The 16,483-nt window shown below is 62.4% G+C and carries 16 protein-coding genes; 5 read left to right on the top strand and 11 right to left on the bottom strand.

All coding sequences use genetic code 11. The features are described from left to right. Nucleotides 1-8: 8 nt before the first annotated feature. Genes Q0908_RS14740 through Q0908_RS14750 form a run of 3 tightly spaced genes read right to left on the bottom strand, consistent with a single transcriptional unit; the run spans nt 9 to nt 2,772 of the window. Nucleotides 9-776: a GH25 family lysozyme gene (locus Q0908_RS14740; protein ID WP_299285972.1), complete on the bottom strand. Its 768-nt coding sequence runs from the start codon at nt 774-776 to the stop codon at nt 9-11. A gap of 17 nt (nt 777-793) precedes the next feature. Then, nucleotides 794-1,849: an FAD-dependent oxidoreductase gene (locus Q0908_RS14745; RefSeq protein WP_299285975.1), complete on the bottom strand. Its 1,056-nt coding sequence runs from the start codon at nt 1,847-1,849 to the stop codon at nt 794-796. Continuing rightward, the gene (locus Q0908_RS14750) at nt 1,846-2,772 is read right to left on the bottom strand and encodes an aldo/keto reductase (RefSeq protein WP_299285978.1); all 927 of its coding nucleotides are present in this window, start codon (nt 2,770-2,772) and stop codon (nt 1,846-1,848) included. Before Q0908_RS14750 ends, Q0908_RS14745 begins: the two co-directional genes overlap by 4 nt. Nucleotides 2,773-2,899: 127 nt before the next feature. On the opposite strand from Q0908_RS14750, the gene Q0908_RS14755 reads away from it, so the two are divergent. The 5 genes from Q0908_RS14755 (at nt 2,900) to Q0908_RS14775 (ending at nt 6,576) form a co-directional block, all read left to right on the top strand. Beyond that, nucleotides 2,900-3,565 carry a TIGR02453 family protein gene (locus tag Q0908_RS14755; protein WP_299285981.1) on the top strand — a complete coding sequence of 222 codons (666 nt, stop codon included), beginning with the start codon at nt 2,900-2,902 and terminating at the stop codon, nt 3,563-3,565. 89 nt (nt 3,566-3,654) lie between these two features. Then, entirely contained in the window at nt 3,655-4,164 is a 510-nt protein-coding gene (locus tag Q0908_RS14760; RefSeq protein ID WP_299285984.1) for an SRPBCC family protein, read from the top strand. Between the two features lie 16 nt (nt 4,165-4,180). Then, the gene (locus tag Q0908_RS14765; protein WP_299285987.1) at nt 4,181-4,534 is read left to right on the top strand and encodes a YciI family protein; all 354 of its coding nucleotides are present in this window, start codon (nt 4,181-4,183) and stop codon (nt 4,532-4,534) included. After that, on the top strand, nt 4,531-5,637 hold the full coding sequence (locus Q0908_RS14770) for a DUF6596 domain-containing protein (protein WP_299285990.1): 1,107 nt from the start codon (nt 4,531-4,533) through the stop codon (nt 5,635-5,637). Before Q0908_RS14765 ends, Q0908_RS14770 begins: the two co-directional genes overlap by 4 nt. A 219-nt stretch (nt 5,638-5,856) precedes the next feature. After that, the gene (locus tag Q0908_RS14775) at nt 5,857-6,576 is read left to right on the top strand and encodes a hypothetical protein (RefSeq protein WP_299285993.1); all 720 of its coding nucleotides are present in this window, start codon (nt 5,857-5,859) and stop codon (nt 6,574-6,576) included. Between the two features lie 81 nt (nt 6,577-6,657). Here the strand turns inward: Q0908_RS14775 and Q0908_RS14780 are convergent, their stop codons facing one another. From Q0908_RS14780 to xdhA, 8 genes are read right to left on the bottom strand one after another with little or no spacing between them, the layout of a single operon-like run. Next, the gene (locus Q0908_RS14780) at nt 6,658-7,740 is read right to left on the bottom strand and encodes a BMP family ABC transporter substrate-binding protein (RefSeq protein ID WP_299285996.1); all 1,083 of its coding nucleotides are present in this window, start codon (nt 7,738-7,740) and stop codon (nt 6,658-6,660) included. Nucleotides 7,741-7,798: 58 nt separating this feature from the next. Then, the gene (locus Q0908_RS14785; protein WP_299285998.1) at nt 7,799-8,719 is read right to left on the bottom strand and encodes an ABC transporter permease; all 921 of its coding nucleotides are present in this window, start codon (nt 8,717-8,719) and stop codon (nt 7,799-7,801) included. A gap of 1 nt (nt 8,720) precedes the next feature. Then, nucleotides 8,721-9,128, bottom strand: coding sequence for a hypothetical protein (locus Q0908_RS14790; RefSeq protein WP_299286001.1), 408 nt, complete (start codon nt 9,126-9,128; stop codon nt 8,721-8,723). Continuing rightward, the gene (locus Q0908_RS14795) at nt 9,125-10,207 is read right to left on the bottom strand and encodes an ABC transporter permease (RefSeq protein WP_299286004.1); all 1,083 of its coding nucleotides are present in this window, start codon (nt 10,205-10,207) and stop codon (nt 9,125-9,127) included. The genes Q0908_RS14790 and Q0908_RS14795 overlap by 4 nt, the downstream gene beginning before the upstream one ends. Nucleotides 10,208-10,261: 54 nt before the next feature. Then, a complete protein-coding gene (locus tag Q0908_RS14800) occupies nt 10,262-11,776 on the bottom strand; it encodes an ABC transporter ATP-binding protein (RefSeq protein ID WP_299286007.1) in 1,515 nt (504 codons plus the stop codon). Beyond that, nucleotides 11,773-12,696 carry a xanthine dehydrogenase accessory protein XdhC gene (xdhC, locus tag Q0908_RS14805; protein ID WP_299286010.1) on the bottom strand — a complete coding sequence of 308 codons (924 nt, stop codon included), beginning with the start codon at nt 12,694-12,696 and terminating at the stop codon, nt 11,773-11,775. The genes Q0908_RS14800 and xdhC overlap by 4 nt, the downstream gene beginning before the upstream one ends. After that, nucleotides 12,689-14,992, bottom strand: a complete 2,304-nt coding sequence (gene xdhB / locus Q0908_RS14810; protein ID WP_299286013.1) for a xanthine dehydrogenase molybdopterin binding subunit — start codon at nt 14,990-14,992, stop codon at nt 12,689-12,691. The genes xdhC and xdhB overlap by 8 nt, the downstream gene beginning before the upstream one ends. Next, nucleotides 14,989-16,368, bottom strand: coding sequence for a xanthine dehydrogenase small subunit (xdhA, locus tag Q0908_RS14815; RefSeq protein ID WP_299286016.1), 1,380 nt, complete (start codon nt 16,366-16,368; stop codon nt 14,989-14,991). Before xdhA ends, xdhB begins: the two co-directional genes overlap by 4 nt. Between the last annotated feature and the right edge of the window lie 115 nt (nt 16,369-16,483).

Below are 16,483 nucleotides of genomic sequence, written 5' to 3' on the forward strand. Positions count from 1 at the left end.
CACCGACCCTAACGTAGCGTGCGCCGCTCCAGCCATGCCTCCCACGCCGCCGTCGATCCGTTGAACGCGTTGATATCAATGGCGCCCGGCGTGTTGGGCAGCGTCCCTGTCGAGGTGTACTGCCAGAACGTCCACTTTTGGCCCGGGAAAGCCTCGGCAGGAGTTTTGGCGGTGGTGCGCAGCCAGAACTCGGTGTTGCGGAAGGCCGCCAGCTCGTTCTCCTTATAGAACCGTGGCGTTGTGTAGATGATCGGCGCTTGGCCATAATGTGCCTGCACGATGTTGATCCAGCGTTGCATTTCATCGCGCACCGTGGCGGCAGCGGGTCGCCGCTGGCAGGTGGGTGAAAACGGGTTCCATTCCATGTCCAGCACCGGGGGCAATGTGCCACGTGTGCGGGGCACGGTGTCGATAAAGAACTGCGCCTGTACCTCCGGAGACGTGCAGAAATAGTAGAAATGGTAGGCTCCTCGTTTGATGCCAGCCTGCGCCGCCCCGGCCCAGTGATCCTTGAACTTGATGTCCAGCAGGTCGCCGCCTTCGGTTGCTTTGAGGAATACAAATTCAATGCCGACGGCTTTGGCGCGTGGCCAGTCTACAAAGGTCTGGAACCGCGCGGCGTCCATACCACGCACGGGAAAAGTCGTGGGCTGACGGCCCGAAAACCGCACCGGGTCGCTGTCGCCGATCACCATGGGCCCGGAAAAGGGCGTGGGGGCCGGGGTGCTGGTGCAGGCGGCCAGGAGGGCAAGGGCGGCGATGACGCGTTTGAACATGAATGTCCCTTTCGTGATCAGAATCGGGCGGGAGAGAGGGCGGTGATGACATCTGCGTCCACGGCGCAAGCATGACCCAGAGCGAGGTCGGCAACAAGCTGGCTCGCGGCGGGGGCCGTGGAAAATCCGTATCCGCCTTGGCCCGCACACCAAATGAATGAGTGGTTGGCCGGGTCTGGCCCCAATACCAGCGTGCGATCCGGTGCAAAGCTACGCAAACCGGCCCAGGTGGTTTCGACACGGGAAACGGGTGTGGTGACGTGCTGGCCGTATCGGTCCAGCCCTTCGGCGATGACCATGTCTTCGGCCCACGCGTCCTGCGCAGCTATCGGGTCTTCGTCCGCAGGGGAGACGAGCAGTTTGCCCGCATCCGGTTTGGCATACCATGTCTCGCCCACGCCGAAAAAGATCGGCCAGCCTGACACGTCGTGCCCGCCCGGTGCCGGTATCCGCGCCATCGAGCGGCGCATCGGGGTGATCCCTACGGGCTTGATCCCGGCCATCTCTGCAATCGTGTCGGCCCACGCGCCTGCTGCATTTACCAGCGTACGGGCTGTGAGCTGGTCCGTTCCGTATTGCACTGTCCAATGCCGGGCATGGCTGATTGCGTGGACCGGTTGGCCCGTGATGATCCGGCCCCCGTTCGCGCGCAGATGTCTCGCAAAGTCCTGTATCATCCGGTCGGTGTCGATGTCTTGCGCCCCGTTGTGATAGGCGGCGCGGGTGATGGTGTCGTTCAGGATCGGCACATGCGCCCGTGCGGTATCGACCGAAATCTCCTGCGTTTGCAGCGCTTTCAGGTCAGCGTCAAAGCCCGCATCCTCACCCGCACGGCCAAGCAGAAGAAAACCTCGTGGGCTGAGATACGGCTGGTGAAATGCCGCACTGGCGCGGTTGAGCGCCACAACGGACGGGCAGCCATAGTTTTCTTCAAACAGCGCGGCAGAGCGGCCAGAGGCGTGATAGCCAAGCACGCTTTCGGCCTCGATCAATGTGACGGTGGCGTGTTCGGACAGGCGCGCAGCGGCAGAGACGCCGGCGATCCCGCCGCCGATGACGATGACGTCCCTCATGCCTCTTCGATGCGGTCGGTGGCGGGGGGCGGTGTCACGCTGAGGGCTGTGATCCGATCATAAAGGTCGCGCGTCATGTCAAAGCCGAGCGCGGCCAGCGAGGGGGCCAACTGGTCCACGTTACGCGCTGAAATGATGGGCCGGGGGCGCGCGGGGTGCGCCATGGCCCAAGCGACGGCGAGGGTTGCGGGACTGGTGCCCAGATCGGCGGCAAGTGCGGTCAGTTGCCGGGCTGCCTTGTGCATCCAGTCCACATCATAGCGCGCGGTATACCGTTCATCCTGGGTCAGTCGCCCGGTGCCGCCATCAGCGTATTTGCCCGTCAGCAACCCACCCCCGAGCGGAGAGTAAGGCGCAATCTCGATCCCGAGATCGATGCACATCGGGAAAATCTCGACCTCGGCTTGCCGCTTTACAAGGCTGTGCATGGGCTGCACGATGTCGATGCGCACATCGAACTGGGCGGCCACCCCCTGTGCCTTGACCACTTGCCAGGCCGCAAAGTTGGAGACGCCGATATGCTTGATCCGGCCCTCGTGTTTGAGGGTCGCGAGCGCGTCAAAGGTTTCCTGCAAGGGCGTATCATCGTCAAAGCGGTGCAGATACAGGATGTCGACACAATCCAGTTCCAGGCGTTGTTGCGAGGTCGCAAAACCTGACAGGATATTGGCGCGGCTCGATCCGCCGTCATAGGCGGCTTTGGTTGCGATGATCAGGCCGTCCCGGTCGTCCTTGATCATCTGCCCAAGCAGGGTTTCGGACTGCCCGCCTGTATAGACGAAAGCGGTGTCGAAATGCGTGATCCCGGCGGCGCGGGCGGCGTCGAACGTGGCCCGACTGGCATGGGCATCCGCGTTGCCACCGAATTGCATCGTGCCAAAGGTCAGGGGCGAAAGCGGGGTGCCGTTGGGTGCGCTGATCATGGTGAAATTCGTGCCATGTGGGTGCCGTGCGCGCAATGTGAAATCCCGGGTCTCTGCGGAAATCCTGTTGTTCGGGTGGGCCGCGATGCTAACCTTCCGCCTGACACGACGAGAGGGAGTGACCCCGATGGCCGATGGATTTGAGCAGATGGTGGACGAGGCGCTGACCTTTTTCACCAAGCTGGACAAGAACAACACCAAAGACTGGTTCGAGCCGCACAAGGCCCATTACAAGGACGCCATCGCAGCCCCCGCCGGCTTATTTGCGGACCTGATGGCCGAGGATATTGCCCGCCTGACTGGCAAACCCCACAGCCCCAAAGTGTTCCGCATCTACCGCGATGTACGGTTTTCCAATGACAAGACGCCGCTCAACACGCATCTGCATCTGATGTGGAGCCCGGCGGACAAGGACGCGCTGGCCCCGTCCTGGTTCTGGGGCCTGTCGCCGGACTATTTCATCGTTGGTATGGGGGTGATGGGGTTACAGGGCGAAAGCCTGACCCGCTACCGCGCCTTTGTCGACAAGTGGGGGGATGGGCTTCGGGACGCGCTTGACGCGGCCGGACAATCGATCGACGCGCAGATTAGCGATTGGGGGCCTGAGCCGCTCAAGCGCGTGCCCAAACCCTACGAGCCCGATCATCCTCACGGTGTGTTGTTGAAGCGCAAGGCGCTGGCCGTGTCGGCACCGATGCCCGCCGATTGGCGCAATCAGGGTGTGCTCAAGGCGAGTGTCGACAGCATTAGGGGATTGCTGCCCGTCTGGGAGATGTTTGACAAACATTTGTGATTTTTTTCGCGCAGATGTCCATTTGCCCGGTTCCCGTTCGTCATGTTGGTGAAAGCGCTGATGCTTTCATCGATTGAAGGACGGACATAATGACGATTTGGACTATTCTCGGGGGCGGCACATGTGCGGTTGTCCTGCTTGCTGCGGGCGCTCTGCTGCTGCCCCGCCATGTACATGTTGAGCGGCAGGCGACGCTTGCAGGGAACGCGGACGCGGTGCTTGCGCTGGCGGCCTCGAACACCGGCTATCAACGCTTCAACCCGTATCTGAGCACCGACCCCGATCTGAAGATCGACCCGTTCGGGCCAGAGACCGGTATCGGCTCCGGCTTTGCCTTTGATGGCAAGGACGGGACCGGGACGCAGGTCGTTTCGGCCGTGTCACAGGATGCGGTGCGCTATGATATCGACCTTGGCGCGATGGGTCAGCCCACGCAGATGATTGCCGCCCGATCCGTTCCCGACGGGGTCGTCGTGACGTGGAGCATGGACGCCGATATGGGCTTTAATCCGGTTGGGCGCGTCATGGGTCTGTTCATGGACGCCATGATCGGCAAAACTTTTGAGCGGGGCCTTGGCAACCTGGCCACCGCGATTTGAAAAGAAGGATTTCACCATGCGTTATACATTTTTGCTGTACTCGGACCCGGCAGATTTTGCCGACATGACACCCGAGGATTGGGAGGCTGAGAAACAGCTTTATGGCGCCTACATTGCGGCCCTCAACGAGGCGGGGGCCTTTCTGGATACGGACTGGTTGCAGCCTGTCAATACCGCCACGACGCTGACAACGAAGGGCGGCACCCGACAAGTGCAGGATGGCCCCTTTGCCGAAACCAAAGAGCGGTTGGGTGGCTACTTCGCCGTCGATGTGCCTGATCTGGATGCGGCGCTGGCCTGGGCTGAAAAATGCCCTGCCGCGCGGCATGGGCGCATTGAAATCCGTCCCTCGGCCATGAGCGAGGGGTGAGCCAAACCGCCCGCGCTGCTGAACAGGCGGCGCGGGACAGCTATGGGCGGCTGCTCGCGTTTCTGGCAGCGCGCACGGGCGATATTGCATTGGCCGAGGATGCGTTGGCCGAGGCCTTTGCCGCCGCGCTCACCCATTGGCCGACGCGGGGGGTGCCTGACACTCCTGATGCATGGCTGCTGCGGGTGGCGCGTAACTCCATGACGGATCGACAACGCCATATCGCCCGCTTTCACAGCCCCGAGGAGTCCCCGGAGATGGTCGCACCCGACGACGCAGGGGCCGACGCGCTGCCCGATGATCGCCTGGCCTTGCTGCTGGTCTGCGCCCATCCCGCGATTGCGCGCGATCTGCACACGCCTTTGATGTTGCAGACCGTTCTGGGGCTCGATGCCGCCACGATTGCGCGCGTGTTCATGGTCTCTGCCCCGGCCCTGACCAAGCGGTTGGTGCGCGCCAAGTCCAAGGTCCGCGACGCCCGTATCCCCTTTGTTATTCCCGGCCCTGATGCCCTGCCCGAACGGGCTGAGGCGGTGATGGAGGCGGTCTATGCCGCCCACACAGTCGATTGGCTTGCCCCGTCGGACATGATGGGCGGCGAGGCGCTCTATTTGGCTGACCTGCTGGTGAGGCTTTTGCCGGACCTGCCTGAAGCGCGGGGATTGGCGGCGTTGATCGCCTATGGCCACGCGCGCCGCGCGGCCCGCGTCGTCGATGATGTGTTGGTGCCGACCGACCAGCAGGATATGGCGCTTTGGGATGCGGACCTGTCGCGCTATGGGGACGGGCATTTGGCGGCTGCCTTGGCGCATGCGGCTCCCGGTCGGTTCCAGATCGAGGCGGCAATCCAACAGGTCCACATGGCCCGCGCCGCAACCGGAGCGACGGATTGGGCGGCGCTGAACAAGCTCTATTTCGCTTTGCTTCAAGTCGCGCCCTCGGCCGGGGCGTTGGTTGCGCAGGCGGTGGTGACGGGCAAGGTCCACGGGCCCGCTGCGGGGCTCGCGGCATTGGATGCAGTGGCGGGATCAGTCGGCGCGGATGTTCAGCCCCTTTGGGCCGCGCGCGCCGATTTACTGGCCGAGGCAGGCGAGATCGCGTAGGCCCGCGCTGCCTATGATCAGGCGATCTGTCTGACGCAGGACGCGCCGCTTGTCCGCTTTCTGCAAGCCCTGCGCGCCGCCCTCGACGGCTGAGCGTCCGCGCGATGGTATAGATCGGATTTGAAGTAATTTCCCGCCCGAGCGCCGTGTGCGGGCAACCTTCTGTCAACGGCTTTGCGTCATTCAGACCCCACGCGATGATTTCAGAATGAGGTTGCTATGCGCAAGATGTGGGGCCCTTTGGCCTGCGTTGGGGTATGTGTTCAGGCCGCAATGGCTTGGTCCGAGGCGATGCCGATGGTGTCGCGTGCCAGTCTGATGGTGGCCCGTGCGCCGCTGATTGCAGCCCCCCAACCGAACACACGCGCCTCTCCCAGCCTGTTTGCGGGCGTTTCCGGCAAAAGCCTGTTTGCACCGTCCCCCCGCGCACAGCCGCGCGCCGCGTTGCGGGCCCCAACCGACGGGCCCATTGATCAGCTGCGCGCCCTGATCGCCAAGGCCGAAGCCGGGCCCAAGGATTATGATGCCGTCCAGTATGGGGCCACGATCCGACCTGATGACGCGCCGACAAGCATGACCGTTCAACAGATCTATGACTGGATCGACGCAACCCCCGGGCAACCCCATGCAATTGGCCGGTATCAGTTCATTCCGCCGACCCTGCGCCGCTTGGTCAAAAGGGCGGGCATTGATCCCTCGGCAAGGTTCACACCACAGGTGCAGGACCAGTTGGCTGATATTCTGTTGACGGATGCGGGGTTGGATCGCTTCGTGTCGGGGGAGCTTGAGCGGCACGCCTTCATGAACAATCTGGCAAAAATCTGGGCGGGTTTGCCCAATGACACCGGCAAGTCACACTATCACGGCTATGCAGGCAACAAGGCCAGCATCACTTGGGCCTATTTCGATGCCCGGATGGAGGCGATTTTCTCCGGCTGATGTGACCGGAGAAAACCCGCACTTTCCCACATAAAAAAGCCCCGCGTTATACGGGGCCTTTTTCTGATTGTATCTGTCGGATCAGTTGGGGATGTCGCCTTCGATCCCCTCGACGAAGAAGTTCATACCAGCCAACGTGCCGTCATCAGCCGTTTCGCCCTCTGCCAGGAAGGGTGAGCCGTCCTGTTTGTTAAGTGGGCCGGTGAATGCGTGATAAGACCCGTCCGCCAAGGCGGCTTTCATCTCCAGCGCCTCAGCTTTGATGTCGGCAGGCACCGCGTCCGAGATTTCACCGATACCGACCATGCCAGCGCCGATGCCGTCCCATGTGTCTTTCTGCTCCCATGTGCCTTCCATCACGGCGCGGGTGCGCGCGATGTAGTAAGGGGCCCAGTCATCAATGATCGACGACACGCGGGGCAGGGGCGCGTACTGGCCCATGTCCGAAGCTTGGCCAAACGTGATCACGTTGCCCGCTTCCTGAGCCGCCGCTTGTGGTGCGGTGGAGTCCGTGTGTTGCAGCACGACATCCGCGCCCTGTTCGATCAGCACCTTGGCCGCGTCCGCCTCTTTGGAGGGGTCGAACCATGTGTAGGCCCAGATGATCTTGAACTCGACATCCGGGTTCACCTTCTTGGCGTGGATATAGGCCGAGTTGATGCCCCGGATCACTTCGGGGATCGGGAAGGAGGCGATGTAGCCGATGATGTTGGATTTGGTCATTTTGCCGGCGATGTGACCCTGAATGGCGCGCCCTTCGTAAAAGCGAGCCGAATAGGTCGACACGTTGGGATGCAGGCGCTTGTAGCCGGTCGCGTGTTCGAATTTCACATCCGGGAACTTTGCGGCGACGTTGTTGGTCGGATCCATGTAGCCAAAGGATGTGGTAAAGATCAGATCGGCACCGTCCAGCGCCATCTGCGTCATCACGCGCTCGCTGTCGGGGCCTTCGGCGACGTTTTCAACGAACACAGTTTCGACTGCGTCGCCAAATTCCGCTTCGACCGCGAGGCGGCCCTGATCGTGTTCGTAAGTCCAGCCGCCATCGCCGACCGGGCCGACATAGACAAAGCCGACTTTGGTTTTCTCGTGCCCGTCCGCGACTGCGGCACCGGCCAGACCAAGGGCAAGCGCAGCGCCTGCCATGAGTGTGGTGAATTTCATGTGAGTAATAACTCCCCAGTTATGTCCCGCGCGGCGTTGCGCGCTTGTTATGTGCCTCTTAACCCGAAGCGTGAAAGGTACGTCCCAGTGATCCGGGCGCGCGCGATTTGTCCGCCGAAAGAATCACCAACACGATGATCGTCACGATGTAGGGGGACATTGCCAAATACTCGACCGGAATGGCAACGCCTGCGCCTTGCAGGTTCAACTGTAATTGGGTGATCCCGCCAAAAAGATAGGCACCCAGCAACACGCGCCAGGGTTTCCAAGACGCAAATACCACCAGAGCGAGTGCGATCCAGCCGACACCGGCTGTCATCCCTTCGGTCCATTGGGGCACGCGCACGAGGCTGATATAAGCTCCGCCCAAGCCTGCGCAGGCACCGCCGAACAGGATCGCCAGAGTGCGGATGCGCTTGACCTTGTAGCCGAGCGCATGGGCTGCGTCGTGGTTTTCGCCAACCGCGCGCAGCACCAGACCGGCACGCGTGAATTTCAGCGTGGCCCATGTCGCAGCCACGATGGCCAACCCGAGGTAGACGACCATGTCATGTCCGAAAACGATTGGTCCGATGACGGGTATATCTGCCAGAGGTCCAAGCGGGGTCGCCTCCATCCGGGGCGGTTTGATGCCGACATAGCTTTGGCCCATCAGTGCCGACAGACCCAGCCCGAACAAGGTCAACGCGAGGCCCGAGGCGACCTGATTTGCCAGCGCCACCTGGGTCAAAAATGCGAACAACAGTGACAACACCGCCCCACCGATCGCTGCAGCAATGAAACCCACTGTGGGCGAACCGGTATTGACCGTGATGATAAACCCACAGACGGCACCGGTGATCATCATCCCCTCGACCCCAAGGTTCAGCACCCCTGCGCGCTCGACGACCAACTCGCCGATGGCCGCTAGCAAGATGGGTGTGGCGGCAGCGATCATGGCTGCAACGAGGAGGACGGGATTGATGGCAGAAAGGTCCATTTCAGGCTCCGTCCGTTGGCAAACAGCGGATCATCAGAGTGTCGCCATCACCGCGATCTACATTAAGGATCATGACTGACGTGTCCGAGAAAACGGCAGACGCGCGCCATTCCTTTGCGTCCCCTTCGGTCGAGACTTCACCCACCAATTGTAGGTCGTGTTGGAAATAGGCCCACGTCCCGGTCCATGTCATGTGTTTGAAGGTAGTGCCGTCAAAGGCGTGGCCTTGCCCTAGAAATCGTGCCGGATAACTGTGATCACCAAGGGTCAAGCGGAATGAAAACTCAGGCTGCGGAAGGCCATTGTGATCTGCGGCACTCACGAGCGGCGCGCCACAGTGATGATACGAATTGGCGAGTGCGACCTGCGGCGCAAGAAGCGTCAAAACGAGGGCTGTCCAATGCATCATGCGACCTCCTGAGACCCAAACCGCACCCGATAGTTCGTCAATACATCCAGCGCGAGCAGGAAAAACAGCAACATGCCCTGAAACACCTGAATGGCCGCTGCGGGCAGGCCCAACTGGCTTTGCGCAATGTCTCCGCCGATATACGTGAGCGCCATCAGCAGCCCCGCCGCCACGATGCCAAGCGGGTTGAGGCGCCCCAGAAAGGCGACGATGATCGCGGTGAACCCATAGCCGACATTGAAATCAATACTGATCTGTCCGGCGGGGCCCGACACCTCGAACATGCCCGCCAGACCGGCGAGCAGACCGGATGTGCCAAGGCAGAACAGGATCAGGCGGCCCGGGTTGACGCCCCCGAACTTGGCCGCGCGCGGGGCTTCACCGGTAACCCGAATGGCAAAGCCCAAACGGTGTCGCGCCAACAAGGCGTACGCAAAGATAACCGCAACCAAGGCCGCCACCACGCCCCAGTGCATGCCCGTGCCCGCGATCAACTCGGCATTGTGGGCGGAGGCGTATTGCTGCAGATTGCGTGACCCTGGGAAGCCGAACCCTTCCGGGTTTTTCAGCAATCCCAATGACATAGAGGCCAGCAGTTGCTCGGCCACATAGACCAGCATCAGCGACACCAAAATCTCGTTGGTGCCGAACTTCACCTTGAGCACGCCGGGGATCATCGCCCAGGCCCACCCGCCGAATGCGCCCGCCAACACCATCAGCGGAAAGATAAAGGCGCTCTCGGTCGGGTAAAAGGCAAGGCCCGCTGCTGCGCCACAGATCGCGCCGACGATGTACTGCCCCTCGGCCCCGATGTTCCAGATGCCGGCTTTGAACCCGAGGGCCAGACCGATCGCGATCAGGACCAATGGCGCCCCTTTGATCAGCAGTTGGGGGCGGTAGAAAAACGCGAATTCGCCGAAAACAGGTTCCCAAAAGATCGTGGTGATCGCCTGAAGCGGGTCCTTGCCCAAAACGGCGAACAACACCCCGCCAAAGATCATGGTGAGCAACACGGCCAAAACCGGCGTTGCATAGGCCATGACGGCGCTTGGCTGTGGACGCGCCTCAAGCCGGATCATGGGCGCGATCCTTGGTTTTTGTGTTCCACGGGCGTCCTTTGTGATGGGCGGGTCTCAAACATGTGCGACCTCGATCCCGTGGGCACCGCCCAGCATCAGGCCAATCTGTTCCACATCCAGTTCCGACGTGGGGCGCGGCGCGCTCAGACGTCCTTCGTTCAGGGCCGCGAACCGGTCCGAGATTTCCATCAACTCATCCAAATCCTGACTGATCACGACCACCGCAGCGCCCCCTGCCGCCAGATCCAGAAGCGATTGGCGGATGGCGGCAGCAGCGGCGGCGTCCACGCCCCAAGTCGGCTGGTTGACCACCAATACTTCGGGGCGCTGTAACACCTCGCGTCCAATCACAAACTTCTGCAGGTTGCCGCCAGACAAGGACCGCGCGGCATTGTCCGGTCCCGGCGTGCGCACGTCAAATTCCGCAATGATCCGTTCCGCGAAAGCGCGGGTTTTGGGCCAGTTCAGCAGCCCGCGCACAGACAGACCTTCGCGCGCGGCACCGGTCAGCATCGCGTTTTCGGTGAGCGACATGTTGGGGGCGGCCGCATGGCCCAGGCGTTCTTCGGGGGCCGACAGCACGCCAAGCCCGCGACGGGCTTCGGGGGCGATGGTGGACAAATCGCCGCCCAGAAATGACACCATGCCGGGGGCGCAGGGGGTTTCGCCGGACAGCGCCGCCAGCAACTCATCCTGCCCGTTGCCCGCAACGCCCCCAATGCCAAGCACATCGCCAGCGCGGACCTGAAACGTCACATCCTTGAGCGCCATGCCAAAAGCCGACGGCGCGGGGGCAGACAGCCCGGTCACATCCAGCACCACGTTGCCGGTGTTGTGTGCGGCGGCTTTCGGGGTGGCCAGCGTGCTGCCAACCATCAGTTCCGCCATGTCGCGGGCTGATGTATCGCGCGGAATGCAGGTGCCGACCACCTTGCCCCCGCGCAGAATCGTGGCCGCATCGCACAGGGCGCGGATCTCCTCGAGCTTGTGCGAGATATAGAGGATCGCGGTGCCCTCTGCGCTCAGCTTGCGCAGGGTTTCGAAAAGGATATCAACCTCTTGCGGGGTCAGCACCGATGTCGGCTCGTCCATGATCAACAGCTTGGGATCCTGCAGCAGACAGCGGATGATCTCGACGCGCTGCCGCTCTCCGGCGGACAGATCGCCCACCGTGCGGTCAGGCGACAGTGGCAGGCCATAGGTTTCGGAGACTTTGCGAATTTGGGTCGCGAGCGCGCGCATCGCGGGGGGTGTTTCCATGCCGAGGGCGATGTTTTCGGCCACGCTGAGCGCATCAAAGAGGGAAAAATGCTGGAACACCATGCCGACCCCGGCGCTGCGTGCGGCACGCGGATCGGTCGGCACATAGTCGGCCCCGCGCATTTGCATCGTACCGCTATCAGGTTTGACCAGCCCGTAGATCATCTTGACCAGCGTGGACTTGCCAGCCCCGTTTTCGCCAAGCAAAGCGTGGATCTCACCCGGAGCGATCTCCAGCGTCACCGCATCATTGGCAATGACCCCGGGATAGGCTTTGGTCAGGCCGCGCAAGGCAAGCAATGGGGTCACGCAAAGGTCTCCAGTGGCCGGTGTATGGTTCGCGACGCCATTGCTAGCCGATAGGCGACCCCAATCGCAATCAAATGTGGTTGCTTGCCGAGGCTTGGATCGCCGATGGGGCACTGAATGCGTTCGATTTCACCGCTTGTGTGGCCCAGATCGGTCAGCCGTTTGCGAAAGCGTGCCCATTTGGTGGCCGACCCGATCAGCCCGCAGGATGCAAAGGAATGGCGCAGCAGGGCGTGACACAACGCGAGATCAATCTCGTGGGAATAGGTCAGAACCAGGTGCTCTGCGTCTTTGGGCGCAAAGGGCACCAGCGACGTGGGATCGGCGGCGGGTACGGTGGTGACATCGTCCGGCACAGTGCGCGGAAACCGGTCTTCGGCCGTGTCGACCCACGTGATCGCAAGGCCCGGAACCGGATGCACCACATCCACCAGCGCGCGCCCCACATGCCCAGCCCCCCAAATCCAGAGCGGTCGGTCGGGGGGCTGCACAGGCTCTATCATCCAGCCATCATACAGCGCTGCCTTGGGGTGCACCCCTTGACTGCGGACGGTGCTAAGCGCCCGTTTGACGCCCAACGGCATGGGCCCGGTGCCACGCGCGAAAACATCCTCGGGCACCCCGCGCGCGCGCGCCGTGTCAAACACCTCACTCAGAATATCCACCGCGCCGCCGCAGCATTGGCCAAGGTCTGGCCCAAGCGCGTGACGGCTGTGCGTGTCGTGCAGCAGGCCGCGCGCCTGTGCGGCCAGTTCAAATTCCAGCGCGCCGCCACCGATGGTGCCGGACTGCCCGTCTGCCCAGACATGCATCGCGGCACCCACCTCGCGCGGGGCAGAGCCGCGCACATTGGCCACCACCACCCGCACCACGCGGCCATGCGCCGCGCATTCCGCGATCAGGCGGGCGCGGTCAAACATCGCCGCGCGCCTTGTGGATGGCGCACATCACAGCCTCGCCGGTCGCGGGGGCCTGCAGGTCAGGATAGTGCGGCCCGCAGGCCGACGCGGCATCGCTGAGCGCAAGAAAGGCCGAGATACCCAGCATCAGGGGCGGCTCGCCCACGGCCTTGGATTTGTAAATCGTGTCGGCCCGGTTTTCACCGTCCCAAAGGTCGACATTGAACACGTCAGGCCGATCACCGCAGGCCGGGATCTTGTAGGTGGAAGGCGCGTGGGTGCGCAGCCGCCCGACATCGTCCCAGACCAATTCTTCGGTGGTCAGCCAACCTGCCCCTTGCACATATCCACCCTCGACCTGCCCGATGTCCAAGGCAGGGTTCAGCGAAGTGCCCGCATCATGCAACACATCCGCGCGCAGGATGCGGTTTTCGCCTGTCAGCGTGTCGATGACGACTTCGGTAACGGCTGCCCCGTAGGCGAAGTAGAAAAACGGGCGGCCATGGCCTTTGATGCGGTCCCATTCGATGTCGGGTGTCTTGTAGAACCCGGTCGAGGACAGGCTGATGCGGGCCTGATGGGTGAGGGCCGCCACTTCGGCAAAGCTGTAGGTCGCCTCGCCGGCGATCACTTGACCGTCTACGAACTGCACAGCGTCGGGCGCGCATTGATGCAGGTGCGCCAGATGCATAGCCATACGGTCGCGGATTGTGTCGCAAGCTGCCTTGACTGCCATGCCGTTGAGATCGCTGCCGGATGAAGCAGCAGTGGCAGAGGTGTTGGGCACTTTGGCGGTATCGGTCGCGGTGATCTTGATGGCGGCCATATCGACCCCGAACCGACTGGCCGCGACCTGCGCCACTTTCTGGAACAGGCCCTGACCCATTTCCGTGCCGCCATGGTTCAGATGGATTGATCCATCCGCATAGACGTGCACCAGCGCGCCCGCTTGGTTGAGGTGGGTGAGGGTGAACGATATGCCGAACTTGACGGGGCTGAGGGCAATGCCCTTTTTCAGCACAGGATTGTCAGCGTTCCACTGCGCAATGGCATCGCGTCGCGCGTCGTACTCGGATGAGGCACGCAACTGCGCAACCAGTTTATCCAGGATAAAGTCACCCACAATCTGGCCATAGGGCGTGGTCTGCATCTTCTTTTGACCAGAAATACCGCCACCGGAGGTATAAAAGTTCCTTTGGCGCACCAGCAGTGGATCAAGGCCAAGGTGGGCGGCGATGTGGTCCACGATCCGCTCCATCCCCAGCATCCCTTGCGGGCCACCAAACCCGCGAAAGGCGGTGGCGGATTGGGTATTGGTGCGCAGACGGTGGCTTTCGATGCGCACATCGGGCAGCCAATAGGCGTTGTCGGCATGCAGCATGGCGCGGTCAGCGACGGGCAGGGACAAATCCATCGCCCATCCGCAGCGGGTAAAGTGACGCACGTCCAGTGCGGTGATCCGCCCCTCAGCATCAAAGCCGACATCATAATCGATGCGGAAATCGTGGCGTTTGCCCGTCACGATCATATCGTCATCACGGTCATATCGCATTTTGCACGGGCGGGCCGTGCGTAGCGCGGCAACCGCACAGGCGACAGCAAGCGCGTTGCCCTGGCTTTCCTTACCCCCAAATCCGCCGCCCATCCGCCGGGTTTCAACGCGCACGGCGTGCATGGGTTTGCCAATGGCTTCGGCCACTTTGTGCTGGATCTCGGTCGGGTGCTGCGTCGAGGAAATGACGTGCATATCCCCGTCCTCGCCGGGCAGGGCGAGGGCCGCTTGGCCTTCGAGATAGAAATGCTCTTGTCCGCCGATATGGAACTGGCCCGACAGGTTGTTTTTGGCTTGGGCAAGGGCCTGCGCGGCATCCCCGCGTTCATAGATGCGCGGGCCATCCTCGAACCGCGCACCGTCGGCCAGAGCATCTTCGATGCTGAAAATCGGCGTGCTCTCCGCGATCGTGACCTCGGCCTGACGCGCTGCAAACCGTGCGGCAAGATGCGATGTGGCGATCACCAGAAAGAGGGGCTGGCCGACATAGTGCACAGTCTCTTTGGCCAGCAGCGGCTCGTCATGGGCAGAAGGGGACACGTCATTGTCGAATGGCAAATCATCCGCCACCACAACATCCACAACACCTGGAGCGGCCCGGACCTTTGCCAGATCAAGCGCCGTGATCGTGCCACTTGCCGACGGGCTGAGACCAAAGGCGAGGTGCAATGTGCCGCTTGGCGTGGGTGTATCATCCACGTAGCGCGCCGCTCCGGTCACATGCAGATGGGCGGCGTCGTGGGGCAGGGGGCTCGCAACGCTCATGATAGGACCTCAAGCACGTTGGCGGCTTGCCCCTGATCTTCGAGCCATGCGCGCAGCAGCATGTTTTGTGCCGCCTCCATCCGGTAACTGGCTGAGGCGCGCATGTCCGACAGCGGTGTAAAGTCTTGGGACAGGGCGGTCATCGCGGCGGCAATCGTGGCCTCGTTCCAGGGGTTGCCGTTCAGCGCGGCCTCGGCCCAGCCAGCGCGGCACGGCGTTCCTGCCATCCCGCCAAAGGCGAGGCGGGCTTGGCTCACGGTGCCGTCGGTGACTTCGATCCAGAAACAGCCGCACACCGCCGAGATGTCCTGATCGAAACGTTTGGACAGTTTGTAGCACCGCAGATGATCGGCGCGGCGCGGGATGCTGATGGCCTCGACAAACTCGTTGTCCGCGCGATCTTGCTTGCCATAGGCGACAAAGAAATCCTCGAGCGACAAGGTGCGCGTTCCATTGACGCTGCGAAGATGCAGGGTTGCGTCCAGCGCGATCAACGCGGGCGAACCATCCCCGATGGGTGATCCGTTGGCGACATTGCCCCCGATGGTTGCTGCGTTGCGCACCTGCACTGACCCGTAGCGCCGGATCAGTTCGGCAAAGGCGGGGTGGTGCGGCGCGATTGCGCGTTGCAGATCGCTGAGCGTTGTGGCCGCGCCGATGCGGATTGTATCGTCGTTGACATCGACCCCCGCCAGTTCGGGAATGCGGTTGAGAAAGGCAATCGGTCCGAGGTCGCGGAAATCCTTGGTCACCCACAGTCCCACATCCGTTGCACCTGCGATCAGGGCGCCCTGGGGGTTCTCATCCATCCATGCGGCGAGGGCTGCGGGCGTGGTTGGAGGCGCTGCCCCCGCCTGCGGCTCCCCCGCGGTATTTTCGGTCAAAAGATGGGCCGTGTCGTCCATGTGGCCAGGTGCGGGCGCGCTTTCGGCCTCTTGTGCAGCGCGGATGATCGGGGCGTAACCGGTGCAACGGCACAGGTTCCCGGCCAGCTGCGTGTCGTGATCGGTGGCCCCATTCAGGTGCGCGGTGGCCATGGTTGTTATGAAGCCCGGGGTGCAGAACCCGCACTGGCTGCCATGGTGTTTGATCATCGCCTCTTGGACGGGGTGCAGGGTGCCGTCCGGTGCGGCGATCCCTTCGACGGTGCGGATCGCCTTGCCCTCGATCTGGGGCATGAACAGAATGCAGGCGTTGAGCGTGCGGGCTCCGGTCTCATCCGTGACCATGACAGAACAGGCCCCGCAATCCCCTTCGTTACAGCCTTCCTTGGTACCGGTAAGGTTTTGATCCTCACGCAGCCAGTCGAGCAGGGTTGTAGTGGGGGACGTCTCGGCGGTGACGGGTGTTCCGTTGAGGTGGAAACGCGTGCGCATGTGAACAGGACCTGCCGCTCTACCAAAGCCCATGGATGTGGCGCAGCCTCGATGCGGCGTAGAGGCGGGGCTCGGGCGGATCGCATAACAGGCTATGCGGGGGCGATGGAGGTGG

This window comes from uncultured Tateyamaria sp., assembly GCF_947494755.1.
Classification (GTDB): domain Bacteria; phylum Pseudomonadota; class Alphaproteobacteria; order Rhodobacterales; family Rhodobacteraceae; genus Tateyamaria.